Origin of the sequence: Acetobacter okinawensis (assembly GCF_002153655.1) — a bacterium.
GTDB classification, from domain to species: domain Bacteria; phylum Pseudomonadota; class Alphaproteobacteria; order Acetobacterales; family Acetobacteraceae; genus Acetobacter; species Acetobacter okinawensis_A.
The window spans coordinates 1-18,726 of the sequence record NZ_JOPJ01000033.1 but is presented as its reverse complement, the minus strand read 5'-3'; the positions used below and the strand labels follow the sequence as shown (position 1 = coordinate 18,726).

Annotated in this window: 16 protein-coding genes; 15 read left to right on the top strand and 1 reads right to left on the bottom strand. The window is 60.7% G+C overall.

Features of this window, described 5'->3' with window-relative positions:
* Positions 1-271: 271 nt before the first annotated feature.
* The 8 genes from tkt (at position 272) to HK26_RS11110 (ending at position 9,632) form a co-directional block, all read left to right on the top strand.
* Positions 272-2,374 carry a transketolase gene (tkt, locus tag HK26_RS11145; protein ID WP_086639852.1) on the top strand — a complete coding sequence of 701 codons (2,103 nt, stop codon included), beginning with the start codon at positions 272-274 and terminating at the stop codon, positions 2,372-2,374.
* Positions 2,375-2,464: 90 nt separating this feature from the next.
* Entirely contained in the window at positions 2,465-5,320 is a 2,856-nt protein-coding gene (locus tag HK26_RS11140) for a bifunctional transaldolase/phosoglucose isomerase (RefSeq protein WP_086639851.1), read from the top strand.
* Between the two features lie 27 nt (positions 5,321-5,347).
* On the top strand, positions 5,348-6,346 hold the full coding sequence (gnd, locus tag HK26_RS11135) for a phosphogluconate dehydrogenase (NAD(+)-dependent, decarboxylating) (RefSeq protein WP_086639850.1): 999 nt from the start codon (positions 5,348-5,350) through the stop codon (positions 6,344-6,346).
* A 54-nt stretch (positions 6,347-6,400) separates the two neighbouring features.
* Positions 6,401-7,312: a Cof-type HAD-IIB family hydrolase gene (locus HK26_RS11130; RefSeq protein ID WP_086639849.1), complete on the top strand. Its 912-nt coding sequence runs from the start codon at positions 6,401-6,403 to the stop codon at positions 7,310-7,312.
* A 17-nt stretch (positions 7,313-7,329) separates the two neighbouring features.
* Positions 7,330-8,088, top strand: coding sequence for a 6-phosphogluconolactonase (gene pgl / locus HK26_RS11125; RefSeq protein ID WP_086639848.1), 759 nt, complete (start codon positions 7,330-7,332; stop codon positions 8,086-8,088).
* Between the two features lie 8 nt (positions 8,089-8,096).
* The gene (gene rpiA, locus HK26_RS11120; RefSeq protein ID WP_086639847.1) at positions 8,097-8,822 is read left to right on the top strand and encodes a ribose-5-phosphate isomerase RpiA; all 726 of its coding nucleotides are present in this window, start codon (positions 8,097-8,099) and stop codon (positions 8,820-8,822) included.
* A complete protein-coding gene (locus tag HK26_RS11115; RefSeq protein WP_086639846.1) occupies positions 8,813-9,391 on the top strand; it encodes a gluconokinase in 579 nt (192 codons plus the stop codon). Before rpiA ends, HK26_RS11115 begins: the two co-directional genes overlap by 10 nt.
* A gap of 13 nt (positions 9,392-9,404) precedes the next feature.
* Positions 9,405-9,632 (top strand): hypothetical protein, encoded by a 228-nt coding sequence (locus HK26_RS11110; RefSeq protein ID WP_086639845.1) that lies wholly within the window; start codon positions 9,405-9,407, stop codon positions 9,630-9,632.
* A 25-nt stretch (positions 9,633-9,657) separates the two neighbouring features.
* On the opposite strand, the gene HK26_RS11105 is transcribed toward HK26_RS11110, so the two are convergent.
* Positions 9,658-9,870 carry a hypothetical protein gene (locus HK26_RS11105; RefSeq protein WP_086639844.1) on the bottom strand — a complete coding sequence of 71 codons (213 nt, stop codon included), beginning with the start codon at positions 9,868-9,870 and terminating at the stop codon, positions 9,658-9,660.
* A 103-nt stretch (positions 9,871-9,973) separates the two neighbouring features.
* Here HK26_RS11105 and HK26_RS11100 point away from each other — a divergent pair, with 103 nt between their 5' ends.
* The 7 genes from HK26_RS11100 (at position 9,974) to HK26_RS11070 (ending at position 18,519) form a co-directional block, all read left to right on the top strand.
* Positions 9,974-11,008, top strand: a complete 1,035-nt coding sequence (locus HK26_RS11100; protein ID WP_086639843.1) for a TroA family protein — start codon at positions 9,974-9,976, stop codon at positions 11,006-11,008.
* An 89-nt stretch (positions 11,009-11,097) separates the two neighbouring features.
* Positions 11,098-12,867 (top strand): chloride channel protein, encoded by a 1,770-nt coding sequence (locus HK26_RS11095; RefSeq protein WP_086639842.1) that lies wholly within the window; start codon positions 11,098-11,100, stop codon positions 12,865-12,867.
* 124 nt (positions 12,868-12,991) lie between these two features.
* Positions 12,992-14,017, top strand: a complete 1,026-nt coding sequence (locus HK26_RS11090; protein WP_086639841.1) for an NAD(P)H-quinone oxidoreductase — start codon at positions 12,992-12,994, stop codon at positions 14,015-14,017.
* Between the two features lie 64 nt (positions 14,018-14,081).
* Positions 14,082-14,771 carry a YggS family pyridoxal phosphate-dependent enzyme gene (locus HK26_RS11085; protein WP_086639840.1) on the top strand — a complete coding sequence of 230 codons (690 nt, stop codon included), beginning with the start codon at positions 14,082-14,084 and terminating at the stop codon, positions 14,769-14,771.
* A 121-nt stretch (positions 14,772-14,892) separates the two neighbouring features.
* Complete coding sequence (locus HK26_RS11080) at positions 14,893-16,884, top strand: potassium transporter Kup (RefSeq protein WP_086639839.1); 1,992 nt, start codon at positions 14,893-14,895, stop codon at positions 16,882-16,884.
* Positions 16,885-16,888: 4 nt separating this feature from the next.
* Positions 16,889-18,043, top strand: coding sequence for a radical SAM family heme chaperone HemW (gene hemW, locus HK26_RS11075; protein ID WP_086639838.1), 1,155 nt, complete (start codon positions 16,889-16,891; stop codon positions 18,041-18,043).
* A gap of 44 nt (positions 18,044-18,087) precedes the next feature.
* A complete protein-coding gene (locus tag HK26_RS11070) occupies positions 18,088-18,519 on the top strand; it encodes a DUF1489 family protein (RefSeq protein ID WP_086639837.1) in 432 nt (143 codons plus the stop codon).
* The last annotated feature ends 207 nt before the right edge of the window (positions 18,520-18,726 follow it).

Below are 18,726 nucleotides of genomic sequence, written 5' to 3'. Positions count from 1 at the left end.
GGAAAAAAAGCATCCCCCCGCCACACCCCCCAAACCAGCCTGATGGTATAAGACCTGCGGGCGCACATGGCAGAAAAACAACTCTTTTGATATAATGGGTCCAACTGGATAACTCCGCAAGGGTTCCACTGCGGGCAAGCTCGTCTCTTGCCGAAAAACGCGGAACCGTGGAATTGTGCAAAAACTTCTTTTAGCGGAGCCTCATACGCAGGCTCCGCCCTTATTATTTGCGGGCTTTGGCACTAAAGCCCAGCTGGAGGACAGGCCCGCTATGCGCGTTTCTTTTTCTACCCCCCTTCGTGCACCAGCCGGCGCACAGGCCGGTAGCGCAAACAACCCGGACACATTGTGCATCAACACGATCCGCACACTGGTCATGGATGCCGTGCAGAACGCCAACTCCGGGCACCCCGGTGCTGCCATGTCCATGGCGCCCATCGCCTACACCTTGTGGCAGAACGCCCTCAGCTACGACCCCACGGCCCCGCTGTGGCCTAACCGCGACCGTTTTGTGCTGTCCATCGGCCATGCCTCCATGCTGCTGTATGCGCTTATCCACGTCTCGGGTATCCGGCAGGTAACAGACGGCAAGGTTACGGATGCGCCAGCCCTGAGTGTGGAAGACCTCAAACAGTTCCGCCAGTTTGGCTCCAAAACCCCCGGCCACCCCGAATATGGCCACACCACGGGGGTGGAAACCACAACAGGCCCGCTGGGCGCTGGCTGCGGCAACTCCGTAGGCATGGCCATTGCCGAAAAATGGCTGGCGGCCCGCTACAACAAACCCGGCTTCACCCTGTTTGACCACCATGTGTACACGCTGTGTGGTGATGGCGACATGATGGAAGGGGTCTCCAGCGAGGCCGCCTCCCTTGCCGCACACCTTGAGCTGGGCAACCTGACCTGGATTTACGATTCCAACCGCATTTCCATTGAAGGCTCGACCGAAGTCGCCTTTACCGAAAATGTGGCCGAGCGCTTTGCGGCCTATGGCTGGCAGGTGCTCGAACTCAAGGACGCAAACGACACCGCCACCTTTATGGACCTGCTGGCCAGCGCCAAGGCGGAAACGCGCAAGCCAACCCTGATTATCGCACACTCGGTTATCGCATGGGGTGCCCCGCACAAGGCAGGCAAGGCCTCCGCCCACGGTGAACCGCTGGGTGCGGAAGAAGTGCGTGAGACCAAAAAATTCCTCAACTGGCCAGAAGACAGCAATTTTGCCGTGCCAGATGCAGTGCTGCCCCACATGCGTGCAGGGCTTGGTGCGCGTGGCGCTGCGGCCCGCACCGCATGGGACGCGCTGTTTGCCAGCTACCGCACAGCCCACCCGCATGAGGCGGGCGAGCTGGATGCCATCTTCAGCGGCTCCCTGCCCGAAGGCTGGGACGCGGATATTCCGCTCTACCCCACCGATGCCAAAGGCACGGCCTCACGCGCAAGCTCTGGCGAGGTGCTGAACGCGGTTGCTGGCCGCCTGCCATGGCTGCTGGGTGGCTCGGCCGATCTGGCCCCCTCCACCAAAACCCTGCTCAAGGGGGAGGAGAGTTTTCAGCCCGCCCAGTGGGGTGGCAGCTATGCCGGGCGCAACTTCCATTTTGGTGTGCGTGAACACGCCATGGGCGCCATAGTCAACGGCATGGCGCTGTATGGCCTGCGCCCGTACGGCGCAGGGTTCCTGATCTTCTCGGACTACATGAAGGCGCCTATCCGCCTGTCCGCCCTGATGGGGCTGCCGGTAACCTATATCTTCACCCACGATTCCATTGGTGTGGGGGAAGATGGCCCGACCCACCAGCCCATTGAACAGCTTGTACAACTGCGCGCCACCCCCGGTCTGGTTACCCTACGCCCTGCGGATGCCAACGAAGTAGCCGAAGCATGGCGCTACCTTGTTGCCAACCGTTCCGGCCCGGCCGCACTGGCGCTGAGCCGCCAGAACCTGCCCACGCTGGACCGCACGCGCTATGCGCCCGCCTCCGGGCTGGCCAAGGGTGCGTATGTGCTGGCCAGCAGCGAACAGGCCCCCAAGGTCATCCTGATCGCAACGGGGAGCGAGCTCTCCCTTGCCGTGGAAGCTTACGAAACCCTGAGTGCTCAGGGCGTGCCCGCCCGCGTGGTATCCATGCCAAGCTGGGAACTGTTTGAGGCACAGCCACAATCTTACCGTGAAAGCGTCCTACCCTCCGCCGTAACCGCACGCGTGGTGGTAGAAGCAGGCTCCCCTATTGGGTGGGACCGGTATGCTGGCCCCACGGGCGCGATTATCGCCATGGGCGGGTTTGGCGCATCTGGCCCTGCCAGCCAGTTGCTCAAACACTTTGGCTTTACGGTGGACGCCGTTCTCAACGCCGCCCGCAAACAACTGGGCTGAACCAGACAGCCCAGTCTGGCGTAACGGTTACAGGATGAAGCCCGGCATGCTCCATGGCAGAGAAGCCGGGCAGGATAAGGATATGCACGTATGACCGCCTCTGTGCCCACAGGCAGCAACCCATTACAGGCGCTGGCCACGGTTCATCAGTCCCCATGGCTGGACTTTATCCGCCGCGCATTTGTGGAGGACGGGTCACTGGCCCAACTGGTGCAGAGTGGGGACATACGTGGTGTCACCTCCAACCCCGCCATTTTTGAAAAAGCCATGGGCGAAGGCACGGAATACGACCCACAGATGCGCGATATTCTGGCGCATGAAACCCTCTCCCCCGGAGCCTTGTACGAACGGCTGGCTGTTACCGACATTCAGGCCGCTGCCCGCGTTCTGGCCCCGGTTTATGAGCAGACCAAAGGGCGGGACGGGTTTGTCAGCCTTGAGGTCTCGCCCTACCTTGCACGGGACGAGGCAGGCACGGCGCATGAGGCCGCACGGCTGTGGGCAGATGTAAACGCCCCCAACCTGATGATAAAAATACCCGCCACACCGCAGAGCATTCCGGCTATCCGCCAGACAATTGCTGCGGGTATTAACGTTAACGTCACCCTTATTTTCTCGCTCGCCGCCTACCGCGATGTGGTGGAAGCGTGGCTGAGCGGGCTGGAAGACCTCAAGGCCCGTGGGGGGGATCTGTCCCGCGTGGCATCTGTTGCCTCGTTCTTTGTCAGCCGTATTGATGGCAAGATTGATGCCGCCATAGACCGCCGCATCAACGCCGGGGACAAGGACGCCCGGAGCCTGCGGGACCTGCGCGGCAAAGTCGCCATCGCCAACGCAAAAATGGCCTACGCCTACTGGCAGGAGATCATGCAGACCCCGCGCTGGAAAGCGCTGGAAGATGCCGGAGCACAGACCCAGCGCCTGCTGTGGGCCTCCACCGGCACCAAGGACAAGACCTATAGCGACGTGCTGTATGTGGACACGCTGATCGGCCCGCAGACCGTCAACACCCTACCCCCCGCCACCTTGGATGCCTTCCGTGACCACGGTACGGTCAGCGAGACCCTGACAAAAGGCGTAGCCGAAGCCCGCGCGGTCATGGACAGTGCCGAGCGCCTTGGGCTGGACCTGAACACCGTCACCACAACCTTGCTCAACGATGGCGTAAGCGCCTTTGAAGATGCCTTTGATGCGCTCCTGGGCTCGGTTGCTGCCAAGCAGATCGCGCTTATGGGCACCAAGCTGACCACCCTTAAAACCAGCCTGCCCTCCGACCTGCAATCTGCACTGGATGCCGGGCTGGAAGACTGGCGCAAGGCTGGCACCATCCGCCGCCTGTGGCGCAAGGACGCCGCAGTATGGACCAGCCAGTCGGAAGCAGACTGGGTCAACTGGCTGGATGTGGTGGACGAACGGCTGGCCCATGTGGAAGAGCTGGAGGCTTTTCAGGCCGAAGTCCGCGCACGCGGTTTTCAGCAGGTGCTGCTCATGGGCATGGGCGGCTCCAGCATGGGGCCGGAAGTGCTGGCCATGACCTTTGGCAAGCACGAAGGCTTTGGCCACCTGTATGTGCTCGACAGCACGGACCCGCAGCAGGTCGCCGCCTTTGAACGCAAGATAGACCCCGCGCATACGCTGTTCATCGTTGCCTCCAAGTCCGGCACAACGCTTGAACCCAACATTATGCTGGCCTACTTCCACGATCTGGCCAAGCGCGCACTCAAAGACAAAGCAGGCGCGCATTTTGTGGCCATTACCGACCCCGGCTCCAAGCTGGAGGCTCTGGCCAAAGAAGAAGGGTTCTGGAAAATTTTTGCAGGCGACCCCAAAATTGGTGGCCGCTATTCCATTCTCTCCAACTTCGGGCTTGTACCCGCCGCAGCCGCTGGTGTGCCTGTACGCCTGTTTTTGGAAGATGCCCTGCGGGGTGTTCGCCTGTGCGATGCCAGCGTGCCGCCAGCCCTGAACCCCGGCGTACAGCTTGGCGCCCTTATGGGGGTTGCCGCCACACAACTGGGGCGCGACAAGCTCAGCATTATCGCCACACCGCAGATTGCGGATTTTGGCGCATGGCTGGAGCAGCTGGTGGCAGAATCCACCGGCAAGCACGGCAAGGGCATTATCCCCATTGATAACGAAACACTGGGCGGCCCCAACCGCTATGGCCACGACCGACTGTTCGTTTACCTCCGCCTGAGCACCGAGCACCGCCATGAGCAGGATGAGGCCATTGCCACCCTGATTGCGGCAGGCCAGCCGGTTGTGACCATCAACCTGCACAGCAAACGCCAGATTGCGCAGGAGTTTTTCCGCTGGGAGGTCGCCACTGCTGTTGCGGGGGCTTTTTTGGGCATAGACCCGTTTGACCAGCCCGATGTGGAATCCACCAAGGTGGAGACCCGCAAGCTGACGGAAGCCTACGAAAAAACAGGCGCCCTGCCCGCGCAGACCCCGTTTGCGGAATTTGGCCCCCTTGCCTTCTTTACCGACCCGGACAATGCTGCTGCGGTAAAGGCCGAAAGCGCGTCAGCCATCCTCAAAGCCCACTTTGACCGCGTCCAGCCCGGTGACTACGTAGCCCTGCTGGCCTTTATCGAGCGCAACCGCGAGACGGCGGAATGGCTCCAGCACACCCGCCTGCACGTGCGCAATGCCAAAACCATTGCCACCTCCACAGGTTTTGGGCCGCGCTTCCTGCATTCCACAGGTCAGGCTTACAAAGGTGGCCCCAACACCGGCGTATTCCTCCAGATTACGGCGGACAATGCGCGGGACCTGCCCGTACCCGGCACCAGCTACACCTTTGGCGTGGTCGAGAGCGCACAGGCACGTGGTGATTTTGACGTGCTGAGCGAGCGCAAACGCCGTGCCCTGCGCGTGCATATCCGCGGCGATCTCAAGCAGGGGCTTGCAGCACTTGCCGCCGCCCTGCATGACGCCCTGTAATCAGAGACTGAAGGCAAGAGAAACATCATGCAGATTGGCATTGTTGGGCTGGGCAGGATGGGGGGCAACATTGCCGTCCGCCTGACACGATTTGGGCACGACGTTGTTGTTTACGATCAGGACAGCGCGGCGGTCGCAAAAACGGTAGAACGGGCAGAAGCCGGGCGCGCATCGGGGGCGAACAGTCTGGCCGATGTGGTGGCGCAGCTCCATGGCCCCAAAAAAATCGTGTGGTCCATGCTCCCCGCGGGTGAGATTACGGAGCAGACCGTCATGTCGCTCGCCGGGCTCATGGGGCGTGGGGATATTGTGATCGATGGTGGCAATACCTACTACAAGGACGACATCCGCCGCGCCGGAGTGCTGGCCGAAAAGGGGATTGATTACCTCGACATCGGCACATCAGGCGGGGTGTGGGGGCTAGAGCGCGGCTACTGCATGATGTACGGCGGCGCAAAAGAAGCTGCCGATCATATTGACCCCATTCTGGCAGCCCTTGCTCCGGGCATGGGGGATATTCCCCGCACCCCCGGACGCGACCGGGACGATCTGGACCCCCGTGCCGAGCAGGGTTACCTGTATTGCGGCCCTGCCGGGTCGGGCCATTTTGTCAAAATGGTGCATAACGGCATTGAATACGGCATGATGCAGGCGTTTGCCGAAGGGTTTGACGTGATGTACCGCAAGGACTCACCCCTGCTGGCGGAAGAGGAACGCTTCTCCCTCAACATGGCAGACATTGCCGAAGTCTGGCGGCGGGGGAGCGTGGTCTCCTCCTGGCTGCTGGACCTGACCGCACAGGCTCTGGCCAAAAATGGCGAACTGGCCAGCTTTAGCGGGGAAGTCAGTGATTCGGGCGAGGGACGTTGGACCATTGAGGCCGCCATTGAGGAGGCCGTGCCTGTACCGGTCATGACAGCCGCACTGTTCACGCGCTTTCGCTCACGCAGCGACAATACCTTTGCCGAAAAAGTGCTCTCCGCCATGCGCTTTGGCTTTGGTGGCCACGTGGAAAACAAGGGCTGACACAAGCCGCATAGCCCTGCCAGCACACTGGCAGGGCCACACCGGGAGCGCGCAATGGCAGGTTTTGGGCAGAACAGGCATGGTCCCGCGCGCGCCCCAGCCCGCCACATCCGCCTTGTTGTGTCCGACATGGACGGCACGCTGCTCACCCCCGACAAGCAGGTCACAGACCAAAGTCTGTCCGCCATCCGTGCGCTGGAGCGGGCGGGTGTTCCACTCTGCCTTGTCAGCAGCCGCCCACCCGGCGGCATGGAAATGTACTTTGACCAACTGGGGATCCGCACCCCTTATGGCGCTCTCAACGGGGGAACGCTCTTTAACCCCGACAGAAGCATACGCTCCCGCCTCTCTCTGGACCCGCAAACGGTGCTGGAAGCGCTGAACATGCTGGAACGCCAGAATGTGGATGCATGGTTGTTCCGTGGCCATGACTGGCTTGTGCGTAACGCGCAAAACCCTCTGGTGCTGGCAGAAAGTCGAACCGTACAAACCATACCCACGCAGGTCGCTGACCTGAGCACATGCTTGCACAACATTGGCAAGGTTGCAGGCTCAACCGCCAACCACGCCGCATTGCAGGTACAGGAAGCCGACATTGGCCGCAAACTGGCCGGGCGGGCCTGTGTGGCGCTGTCCAGCAAATGGTTTTTGGATATTACACCCCTGCACGCCAACAAGGGGCATGCGGTGCGCCAACTGGCAGACTACTACAACATAAGCGTGGATGAAGTGGCCTGCATTGGGGATATGAACAACGATATTCCCATGCTGTCCATTGCCGGGCTGTCTATTGCCATGGGGCAGGCCACCCCCGATGTGCAGGCCTGTGCGCATTTTGTAACCCGCGCCAATACGCAGGAGGGATGGGCCCGCGCCATAACGGACATTGTGCTACCACGCACCATTCCGGCGGGTAACATGCCGCACCCCACCCCAGCCACACCCGGCGCGCCCTCCCCCCAATGACCACAAAGGAGCCAGACATGCCCGGACAGACAACCGCCACCGGCACCATGCGCGTTTTTCCCACGCGGGAGGCGCTGATCACAGGGCTGGCGGACTGGCTGCTTGCCCGCAGCCTTGCCAAAGCCCCCCACACACCATTCCGGCTGGCGCTCAGCGGTGGCTCCACCCCCCAGCACCTGTACGCCCGTATGGCCAGCGCACCTTATGTGGAGCGTTTTCCGTGGCATAATATGCAGTTCTTTATTGGGGATGACAGATTTGTTCCGCACGATCATGCAGACAGTAATTTTGGCATGATGCAGCGCCTGCTGTTTTCCAAAGCGCCCATTCCGGCTTCCAACATTTTTCCCATGCCTGACCATGGCACGGCGGAAGAGGCTGCCAGAACATACGAACACACACTCAAAACCCTTTATGGCGCACCAGAGTTTATGCCCGAGAGGCCCTTTTTTGATGTTCAGTTCCTCGGCATTGGCACCGATGGGCATACCGCATCGCTCTTTCCCGGCCAGCCGGTGCTGCACAACCATACGGCATGGGTTGCCTCCTGCGTGCCCCCTGCCGCACCCCATACCCGCCTGACGCTTACCTACCCTGCTATCCACGCCAGCCAGCATGTTGTTTTTCTGGTGGAAGGTGCCGCCAAACGGGATATTCTCGCCCGTATTCGCGCGCAGGACCCGAACTGCCCCGCCAGTGCCATTACCGCGCAGGGCGATCTGACATGGTTTACAGACCAGGCCGCCGCGCCATTGGTGCAACACGAACAAGGATAAACAGACGCATGACCGCCACACAGCCAGACCCCGCAGCCGCATTCAAGCAGCAATCCGCCATTCAGGCTGCGTCCTTGGTGCAGACCGGCATGGCCGTGGGCCTTGGCACCGGCTCCACCGCCAAATTTGTGGTGGCTGAACTGGGCCGCCGCATCCGCGAGGAAGGGCTGCGCATTACGGCCATTCCCACATCCATCGTGACCGAAAAACAGGCGCGCGAGGAGGGTATCCCCCTCACCACCTTCGGCCAGCAGCCCGAGTTGGATATTGCCATTGATGGCGCGGATGAAATTGAACCCGCAACCCTGAACCTGATCAAAGGACTTGGTGGCGCCCTGCTGTGGGAAAAAATTGTAGCAGCAGCAGCAGCCCAGTTTGTTGTGGTGGCAGATGCCAGCAAATACGTGGACCATCTGGGCCTGCGTTGCCCACTGCCTGTGGAGGTCATTCCCTTTGGTTGGGAAAACGCCGCGCGCAAGCTGGGCCATTTAGGCGCACAGGTTACACCGCGGCGCATGCGCGATGGGTCTTTTTTCCTCACGGATGAAAAAAACCTTATTCTGGACTGCGTTTTTCCGGCCATTATGGAGCCAGAAAAACTCAGCGCTGACCTGCACGCCATTGTTGGCGTGGTGGAGCATGGCCTGTTCCTGCATATGGCAACCCAGACCATTACAGCAGGGCCGGAGGGCATTCGTGTGCTCACACCCCAAGGAGGGCGGACATGCCCCTGAACAGCTCCGCTTTTCCACCAGACCATGCGCTCCCCGCCCAGCCTGCCGCACACGGCATTACCCGGCAGCTTGTAGTGGTTATGGGGGTCTGCGGCAGTGGCAAAACAACCATTGCCGAGGGTCTGCACAACGAACTGGGCTGGCCATGGCTGGATGCGGACACACTGCATGAGCCAGCCAGCATTGCCAAAATGCGCGACGGCATTCCCCTGACCGATGCAGACCGCAGCGCGTGGCTGGAGCGCTGCCACACGTGGCTTCGCGGCTGCGCCGAGCGGAACACGGGGGGCATTCTGGCCTGTTCAGCCCTCAAACGCGCCTATCGCAACCGGCTACGGGCGCAGGGGCTGGCTGTGCAGTTCGTGTATTTACATGCGGATGAAAACACACTGCATACGCGTGTAGAGGCGCGCACGGGGCATTTTATGCCCTCTTCCCAGCTCCCCAATCAGTTGGAAACGCTTGAACCCCCGCACCCGGACGAGGCTGCATGGTCCCTTTCAACCCTGCACCAGCCAGCGGAAACCATTGCCCAGATCATGGGGCTGCTCAAAGCCAAAAAAAGCTGAAAGACTGGCAGATATGGGTCATAATTACGCCAAACCCCTTACCACCGGGCAAAAAATGGAACGCCTGCTCGGGCGCATTCCCCCATCATGGCATGTAACTATCGAGCGGCAGGCCGGGGAGGCACTCTGGCGTGCCCTGACCCACGCCCCCGGCCAGAGCGGTGCATGGAGCGACCCGCACCCCGACCCAGCCGATGCGCTGGAGGATAGCTGGCGGCGCAACCGCACGGTCACGGTCTGAACAAACACTCCGCCCGCGTGGTGGGCTACGGCGTGCGTCTGCCCGTGCCGGGCCTGTTATAGGGCTGTCCGGTCAACGGGTTCATGCGCACCTTGCGCACGGGGCGGGGTGTCTGGTCCGGCACGACATACGCATCCATCCCCTCTGCCCTGCGTGCCTGCGCAAAACGCTTGGCGTGCGAGAGTTGCGCTGCGTAATACAACACTCTGCTCCCCACCATCACACTGTGTTTTCGCATTTTCCCTCCTGTGCATAAGCGCAGGGCTGTGCACTCTGTGTTACCAATCCGCCTTGCAAGCACCCTGTCCATATTTTAATGTATATAAAATTAGGATGACCGCATGACCCTCCCTCACCCCCGACGTTCTGGTTTGCTGCACCTTGTGGCGGGTGTGGCCGCAGGTTTTCTGCTATGCGCGCCACTGCACGTGCAGGCACGCCTTGTAACGGATATGAGCGGCGCAACTGTCGAGATCAAGGATGATGCGCCCCCCATTGCGGACCTGTGGTATGCGCATAACGAAATCAGCGTGATGCTGGGTGCCGCCCCACGCATACGGGTTACGGCAGAAAATGCAGCGGACAACCCATGGCTTTTTAAAATTGCGCCGGTTCTGTACATGGCACATATGGGCGTCAAGCCTGATACGGTCAGTGCGGAGTATCTACTGGCCAACAAAATTGGCCTTGTGTTTGTGCCAACTGCTGCCAAAGCGCAGGAACTGCGGCGCGCTGGTGTAACAGCCCTTGCAGCCGAATACATGACCATGCCGGACATGCTGGCATCGCTGGACATGAGTGCGGAGGCCATTGGCACGCTGGAGGCGCACAATACCGCCAAACGCTACCATCAGGAAATGGAGCGGGTGCTGGAACTGCTCAAGTTCCGCACCGCACAGCTACACGAAACGGAACGCCCGCGTGTGCTCCATATCGCGCGCCTGTCCCCCCTGCAGGTTGATGGGGAAAAAACCCTGATTGATGCATGGATTCAGGCTGCGGGTGGTACCAATGCAGCCAGAGTGACAGGCAACCACAGACCCGTCAGCTTTGAGCAGATTGCAGTCTGGAACCCCGATGTGGTGATTGTGGACTCCTCCGCCGGAGAGCTCCCCGCCACCTCCCCCTTACGGACCCTCAACGCCTTCAGGCAGCAAAAATGGTGGGGCAACCCCAAGGGCGTTTTTGCATGGGACCGCTATGGCTGCGAGGAACTGCTGCAAGTCCAGTGGGCTGCCAAAATGCTCCACCCCACGCTGTTCGCTGATCTGGATATACGGACAGCCATGCGCAATTTTTACAATATCTTCTTCCATTACCACCTGAGCGAGGATGACATCTCGCGCATTCTGGCGGCAAAACCACCGGCACCCTGACCTCTGGCAAGGCACGCCCTCTCCATAAACAGTATGACATTCATACAACATGTTGGACGGCCTGCCCCCTTGCTGATATGCCATAAAGCATGACAGCGCTGCTGGAACACCTGCGTACCCATAAGACACCGGCCCGGTGGCTTGCGGCCCTGAGGGCACTGGTACGTACGGATTCCCTGTGGCTGATTGTACTGGCAGCCGTAACCGGCATACTGGCCGGGCTGGCAGTCAGCCTGATTACCTTTACCACCCTGCTGGCCCACAACCTGCTGGCCCCCGGTTACAAACGCCTGTCCGGGCTGGAGCACGTGGCGCCATGGCGCGCTTTGCTGGTGCCTGCCATGGGCGGGCTGCTGCTGGGGCTGTGGCACTTTTATTTACAACGCCACAACCGCCACCGCCCTGTTGACCCGATTGAGGCCAATGCCCTGCATGGTGGGCGCATGTCCCTGCGTGACAGCCTGATTGTTACGGGGCAGACCATTCTCTCCAACGGATGTGGCATTTCCCTTGGGCTGGAGGCCGGGTTCAGCCAGATTGGTGCGGCATTTGGCTCGCGCATTGGCCGCAACCTGCGCATGCACCGGGCTGATGTGCGCCTGCTGGTCGGTTGTGGCGCCGCAGGGGCTATTGGCGCCGCTTTTGACGCACCACTGGCCGGAGCATTTTACGCATTTGAACTGATTATTGGCTCCTACGCCTTTCCCCTCCTCGCACCTGTTGCATGCGCATCCCTTTGTGCGCTGGCGGTTGTGCATGTAAGCGGGGAAACTCTGCCCGCCATCGCAGTACCCCTCCCCCAAAGCGTGCCGGTGCTGGCTTACCCCTTGCTGGCGGTACTGGGGGGGCTTTGTGCCCTGATCGGCGTCTCGCTCATGAAAAGTGCAGCCTATATGGAGCAGGTTTTTGCCACCTGCATAAAACCCGTGTGGCTGCGCCCAATGGTTGGGGGTGTGCTGGTGGGTGGGCTTGCCATTATTTCCCCCACCGTTTTGTCCTCGGGCCATATTGCCATGCGCGAAGGGCTGGTTACCCCCCCTCTGCTCGGCGCTGCTCTGGGGCTGCTGCTGCTCAAGGCCGCGGCCTCTACCCTGTCCATTGGTTCGGGGTTCAGGGGGGGGCTGTTCTTTGCATCTCTCTATCTGGGTGTGCTGGGTGGTGCGGCCTTTGCCAGTGTGGTTGCCCCTATTATGGACCTGCCTCTGGGCCTTTGCACGGTAGCGGGCATGTGCGCACTGGCCACCGCCATTATTGGCGGCCCCCTGACCATGATCCTGCTGACGCTGGAGACAACCCACAGCGCCAACCTGACCGCAGCCGTAGCCCTGACAGCCCTTGTGTCCTCTTTTACGGTCAAGCGTATTTTTGGCTATTCCTTTGCCACGTGGCGCTTCCACCTGCGGGGGGAGAACATTCGCTCAGGTGTGGATGTGGGCTGGATGCGCACCTTGACCGTGGGCCGCATGATGCGCACGGAACTGGACATCCTGCCCGCAGACACAACCGTTGCCTCGGCCCGTACAACCTTTGCCGGACGCATGCCGCGCTACATTGTGCTGCACGATAACCAGAACCATTATGCCGGTCTGCTGGAAAGCAATCTGATCCAGTCCATTACCATTGCCCCCGACCAGCCCCTGTCCGCTCTGGTGGATACAAACATGGAGGTACTGGCCGCTGATTTTTCCATCGGGCATGCGGTGGCGGCCTTTGAACGTACAGCCCGGCCCGCCCTTGCCGTAACCGACAGGAACAACCATGTGCTGGGCATTCTGAGCGAGCGCTACGTGCTACGCCGCTACGCAGAAGAACTTGAACGCACCCGCCGTGAACTGGCCGGGGAAAAGCACGGCCGGTAACGCCACCACGCACCTACCCCTTCCAACTTGTAGCACGGACGTGATCGTCCGCCCTCTTTTACCCCTTTGCCACACACGCCATAATCAGAGCCTGTGTTCTACCTCCCCAATACGGCGGTGTCCCATGCCTGCTGCATCTGTTGTTCCCTCCTCCATGCAAGCCGTATGCTTTACCGAACCCGGCGGCCCGGACGTTCTGCATCTGGAATCCCTTCAGGTTCCCCAACCCGGTCGGGGAGAAGTGCTGGTGCGGGTTATGGCCGCAGGCGTTAACCGCCCCGACCTTATGCAGCGCAAGGGGCTTTACCCCCCACCACCGGGCGCATGCCCCCGGCTGGGGCTGGAAGTGGCGGGGGAGGTCGTAGCCTGCGGTCTGCCACAGGAGGGCACCCCTATGCCCCAACCGGGTACGCGCGTATGTGCGCTGACCAATGGAGGGGGCTATGCGCAGTATTGCCTTGTCCCTGCCGGTCAGTGCCTGCCGTGGCCCAAGGACTTTACCGCCGAGCAGGCCGCCGCCCTGCCGGAGACCTATTTTACGGTATGGTCCAACCTGTTCATGCCTACGCCCCCACCTGCGGGCTCGCGGGTGCTGATCCATGGTGGCACCAGCGGTATTGGTACAACGGCCATACAGCTTGTCAAAGCATTTGGCGGGCAGGCCTTTGCCACAGCAGGCACGGCTGAAAAATGTGCGTTATGCGAGGAGCTGGGGGCCACAGCCATCAACTACCGCACGGAAGATTTTTTAACCCGTATCCGCGAGCTGACGCACGACAAGGGTGTCAACATCATTCTGGACATGATCGGGGGGGCATACTTCAACCGTAACCTCAAATCCCTTACCCTTGATGGCAGGCTGGTCATTATTGCCCTGCAAGGCGGGGCCAAGGCGGAGCAGGCCGATCTGGCCCGGATTATGACCCGCCGCCTGACCGTAACCGGCAGCAGCCTGCGCCCAAGGGATAGTGCGAACAAAGCCCGCATCGCACACGAACTGCATGAGCGTGTATGGCCCCTGCTGGATGCGGGGCATATCCGCCCCCTTATCCACGCAACCTTCCCTCTGGCCCAAGCGGCACAGGCCCATGCCGCGCTGGAAGATGGCAACCACATTGGCAAAATTGTCTTAACCGTCTCCCCCGCCTAAAAGACTAAGGAGCACTGGCAGGGTTCACCCTGCTCTTCGTCTTTTCAGGGAATATCGGGGCTTCATGGATACGTCTCTCTCCTCCAGCATCGCAGAGCGGCTGCACACCGTCCGGACCAGCATGCAGGCGGCCGCACTGGCCGCCGGGCGCGACCCGGCCAGCGTGTCCTTGGTTGCGGTCTCCAAATTCCATCCGCTCCAGAGTGTGCAGGACGCCCTTGCCGCCAGCCAGTGTGTGTTTGGTGAAAACAGGGTGCAGGAAGCCGCAGCCAAATTCCCGCCCCTGCGCGCCACCCACCCAGCCCTGCGCCTGCACCTGATTGGTGGGCTACAAACCAACAAGGCGCGCGAAGCCGTGCGCATTGCCGACATGATTGAAAGCCTTGACCGCCCCGCTCTGGTGGACGCCATAGCCCGCGCAGCAGATGCGGAAGGCCGCCTGCCCGACCTGCTGGTGGAGGTCAACACCGGGGATGAACCCCAGAAATTTGGCGTGCCAAAAGAGCAGGCTGACGCATTTATCCGTCTTTGCCAGCAGCGTTTTGGACCGTCCCTGCGGGGGTTGATGTGCATCCCCCCCGCAGGGCAGAATCCGGTACCGCATTTTCAGCTCCTGCGCAGCATGGCGCAGACTCATGGCCTGCCGGTGCTGTCCATGGGCATGTCGGCTGATTTTGAGCAGGCTATTGCGCAGGGTGCGACCCTTGTACGGGTTGGCAGCGCCATATTTGGCCCTCGCCCGGCACTAGCCTGAATAGCCTATTCTCAATAATGGTAGCCGGTATGCCTTGCCTCTGGCACGCTGTGCACTTTATGCAGGGCATCCTAGACTTTCTTTTTTCTTCTTCTGCCCCTGACGCGGAGCCAGAAATGCCATGACCGACGCCGACAGTACACCGCCCACAGGTTCCGCCCCCACCCTGGGTGAGACGCACCAGACGCCCGGAGCAGCAGAACCACGGCGGATTGCCGAGTTCGACGCCGATCAGCCGCAACACGCTCTGGCCCCCGTAGGCTTTGCTGCGCTCCTGAGCGTGCTCGGCGTTGTGTACGGAGACATTGGCACAAGCCCGCTTTACGCCTTCCGCTCCACGGTGGAGGTTATCTCCGACCACCATTCTGCTGCACCGTGGGAGATCATGGGGGTTGCCAGCCTTATCTTCTGGACCCTGATTCTGATCGTGACCATCAAATATGTGCTGCTCATCATGCGGGCGGACCATAATGGCGAGGGCGGCATTCTGGCCATTATGTCCCTTGCCCAGCGGGTGACCACCAGTGCGCGAACGCGGCTGGTGCTTGGCATGGTCGGTATTATAGGGACCTGTCTGTTTTTTGGTGATGGCATTATTACCCCCGCCATCTCCGTGCTCTCGGCTATCGAGGGGGTGGAAGTCAGTATCCCCGCCGCACATGAGGTGGTCATTCCAGTAGCCATACTGGTGATTATCAGCCTGTTTAGCGTGCAGTGGGTGGGTACGGGCCGTGTGGGCACCATATTTGGCCCGATCATGCTGCTCTGGTTTGGCACGCTGGGTGTGCTCGGGGTTATCCAGATCCTGCATCACCCCCATATTCTGCTCGCGCTCTCCCCCACCTATGCGCTGGAGTTTGTGTTTTATCACGGCAAACTCTCTTTTCTTGCACTTGGGGCGGTTGTGCTGTGCGTCACCGGGGCGGAAGCGCTCTATGCCGATATGGGGCATTTTGGCCGGGCACCCATCCGCTACGCATGGCTGTTTTTTGTGCTGCCCATGCTGGTGCTGAACTACTTTGGGCAGGCGGCACTGGTCATTGCCGACCCCAAGGCGCTGGCCAACCCGTTCTTCCTGCTCTGCCCGCACTGGATGCAGGGGCCTATGGTCATCCTGTCCACGCTGGCTACGGTTATTGCCAGTCAGGCCGGGATTTCCGGCGGGTTCTCCCTGTGCCGTCAGCTTATCCAGCTTGGCTACATGCCGCGCCTGCGCATTACCCACACCAACGCGGAAGAAGAGGGGCAGATCTATCTGCCAGACTTCAACCGTTTTCTGGCCGTGGGGGCCGTGCTGCTGGTTGTCGCCTTCCGCAGTTCGGATGCTCTGGCCTCCGCCTACGGTATTGCCGTAACAGGCACATTCATCTGCACCTCCGTGCTGGCCATTGCGGTCTTTCGCAAGCACTTCAACTGGCCTGCATGGAAGGTGGGCGTGGTCTTTGGGGGCTTTTTGCTGCTTGATGGCACGTTCTTTACTGCCAATGCGCTCAAAATCCCCGATGGCGGCTGGGTCCCCGTCATGCTCGGCTGCGTGCTGACCCTGATGATGACAACGTGGAAGAAGGGGCGCGGCCTTATTATTGCCCGCCAGCGGCAGGACAGCCTGCCCATGGGCTCCTTTATCGCCCGCCTGCCGCAGTCGCGCACCATCATCCGCGTACCGGGCATGGCCGTGTTCATGACCAGCACACCCGACTTTGTGCCTCCCTGCCTTTTGCACAACATGCGCCACAACAAAATTCTGCATGACCATGTGCTGTTTGTAACCGTACAGAACCTTGACCAGCCCGAAGCCGAGCGTGGCCACCGCGTAACGGTGGAAGAGCTGGCCCCCGATGTGTACCGCGTTATCCTGCGCTACGGCTTTATGGAAATGCCCAACATCCCCCGCGCGCTGGAAGAGCTCAAGGCCAACGGTGTGGACTTTGATGCCCTTCAGGCCTCGTACTTCACATCGCGCGAGCTGGTCACACGCTCCTCGGTGCCGCGTATGTCACGGTGGCGTATGTCCATCTTCTTGTTCATGCTGCGGAACTCGACCTCCAGCATGGAATTCTTCCGTATTCCGCCCGATCGCACGGTGGAACTGGGCGTGAAGGTGGCCATCTGAGCGCGTGCAGAACGAACCACTTGCCCTGTATATCCACTGGCCGTTCTGTCTGGCCAAGTGCCCGTACTGCGACTTTAACTCCCATGTGCGGGACACCATTCCACAGGCCCGGTTTGCAAAAGCACTCCGGGCCGAGTTGGCGCATGACGCCGCACGTCTGGGCCGACGCAAGCTGACATCCATCTTTTTTGGTGGCGGCACGCCGTCCCTTATGGCGCCAGAAACCGTGGCCGCCCTGATAGAAGACGCCAGAACCCTGTTTGATGCGGCCCCGGAGCTGGAAATCACGCTGGAGGCCAACCCGACCAGTGTGGAGGCCGGGCGCCTGCACCAGTTCCGTCAGGCGGGTGTAAACCGTGTCTCCCTTGGTATTCAGGCGCTGGATGACCGCGCACTGGCTTTTCTGGGCCGCGAGCATTCAGCAGCACAGGCCCGTGCGGCACTGGAGACTGCGCGCAGTCTGTTCCCTCGCCTGACCTTTGACCTGATCTACGCGCGGCCAGAACAAAGCCTTGCCGCATGGCGGGAGGAACTGGCAACAGCCCTGCAACTGGCAGATGACCACCTCTCGCTTTATCAACTGACAATCGAGCCCGGCACACGGTTTGAGGCCCTGTACCGCAAAGGTGCCTTTACCCTGCCAGATGATGACACCGCAGCCACCCTGTACGAAGCCACGACGGACTTAACACAGGCCCATGGCATGGCCGCGTACGAAGTCTCCAACTACGCGCGGCCCGGTAGCGAGAGCCAGCATAACCTGACCTACTGGCGCTATGCCGATTATCTGGGCATCGGGCCGGGTGCGCATGGCCGCCTGAGCTTTGGCAATGCGCTTGTAGCCACCCGTCGCCACCGCGCGCCCGAACCATGGGCCGAGCGGGTGGAGCGCGCAGGCACCGGCCAGACGCAGGAAGAAGAGCTAACCCCACACGACCGGGCGCAGGAAATGCTGCTTATGGGCCTGCGGGTGTATGAGGGCATTAACCTGTTCCGCTTTTATGCCCGCACGGGCATAAGGCTGGAAGATGCGGTGGACCAGAGTGTGCTGGCTCAGGCCATACAGGAAGGCTACCTGAACCTGAGCGCACAGACATTGCGTGCAACGCCAGAAGGACGGTTGCGGCTGGAGGCCCTTCTGGCGGCTCTTGTGCTCTAAGCTAAAGTGTTGCCGCCACAACCTGCCAACCCCATGTGACTGACATGATGAACCTGATCAAACTTGTTGTTGGCGTATCCTCCCTGGAAGAACTGGTGGAGCGCCAGCACCTGCCCATCAACCAGCGCGCGCACCCAACCAGCGGCACCATGCTGCCTGTTGTGCGCACACGCACTTTTCCCAAACAGGCGGAAACCGTGCTGCAAGGGGGGTCACTGTACCGGGTTATTGCCGGACTCATTTTGTGCCGCCAGCGTCTGGTAGACATTCTGCCCGAGGTCCGGGCTGATGGCACAGATGGCACCCTGTTTTTTCTAGATCCCACAATCATCCGGGTGGAAGCACGCGCCCTGCGCCCTTTTCAGGGTTGGCGATACCTGCGCCCGGCCGATGCACCACCTGACCTGAGCACCGCTCTAGGGCACAACAGCCTGCCCCCTGCCCTGCAAAAGGAACTGGCCCTGCTCGGCCTGTAGCACACGCCCTAAACACCTTGCCGCCCACGCCTTGAACCTGCGCCGCACTACGCTGAAACCCTGTTTGAAAAAAAATGCACAAATGCAATTTAGTTGCTTGACGCCCCTGCGTTTCCCCACTAAATAACGCCTCAACAACGCCTCTGTCCCGTTCGTCTAGAGGCCTAGGACACTGCCCTTTCACGGCGGCAACACGGGTTCGAATCC

Bases quoted from the DNA above. Each gene is read 5' to 3' on its own strand.
- tkt (WP_086639852.1), top strand. From the start codon at position 272: ATGCGCGTTTCTTTTTCTACCCCCCTTCGTGCACCAGCCGGCGCACAG.
- HK26_RS11140 (WP_086639851.1), top strand. From the start codon at position 2,465: ATGACCGCCTCTGTGCCCACAGGCAGCAACCCATTACAGGCGCTGGCC.
- gnd (WP_086639850.1), top strand. From the start codon at position 5,348: ATGCAGATTGGCATTGTTGGGCTGGGCAGGATGGGGGGCAACATTGCC.
- HK26_RS11130 (WP_086639849.1), top strand. From the start codon at position 6,401: ATGGCAGGTTTTGGGCAGAACAGGCATGGTCCCGCGCGCGCCCCAGCC.
- pgl (WP_086639848.1), top strand. From the start codon at position 7,330: ATGCCCGGACAGACAACCGCCACCGGCACCATGCGCGTTTTTCCCACG.
- rpiA (WP_086639847.1), top strand. From the start codon at position 8,097: ATGACCGCCACACAGCCAGACCCCGCAGCCGCATTCAAGCAGCAATCC.
- HK26_RS11115 (WP_086639846.1), top strand. From the start codon at position 8,813: ATGCCCCTGAACAGCTCCGCTTTTCCACCAGACCATGCGCTCCCCGCC.
- HK26_RS11110 (WP_086639845.1), top strand. From the start codon at position 9,405: ATGGGTCATAATTACGCCAAACCCCTTACCACCGGGCAAAAAATGGAA.
- HK26_RS11105 (WP_086639844.1), bottom strand. From the start codon at position 9,870: ATGCGAAAACACAGTGTGATGGTGGGGAGCAGAGTGTTGTATTACGCA.
- HK26_RS11100 (WP_086639843.1), top strand. From the start codon at position 9,974: ATGACCCTCCCTCACCCCCGACGTTCTGGTTTGCTGCACCTTGTGGCG.
- HK26_RS11095 (WP_086639842.1), top strand. From the start codon at position 11,098: ATGACAGCGCTGCTGGAACACCTGCGTACCCATAAGACACCGGCCCGG.
- HK26_RS11090 (WP_086639841.1), top strand. From the start codon at position 12,992: ATGCCTGCTGCATCTGTTGTTCCCTCCTCCATGCAAGCCGTATGCTTT.
- HK26_RS11085 (WP_086639840.1), top strand. From the start codon at position 14,082: ATGGATACGTCTCTCTCCTCCAGCATCGCAGAGCGGCTGCACACCGTC.
- HK26_RS11080 (WP_086639839.1), top strand. From the start codon at position 14,893: ATGACCGACGCCGACAGTACACCGCCCACAGGTTCCGCCCCCACCCTG.
- HK26_RS11070 (WP_086639837.1), top strand. From the start codon at position 18,088: ATGATGAACCTGATCAAACTTGTTGTTGGCGTATCCTCCCTGGAAGAA.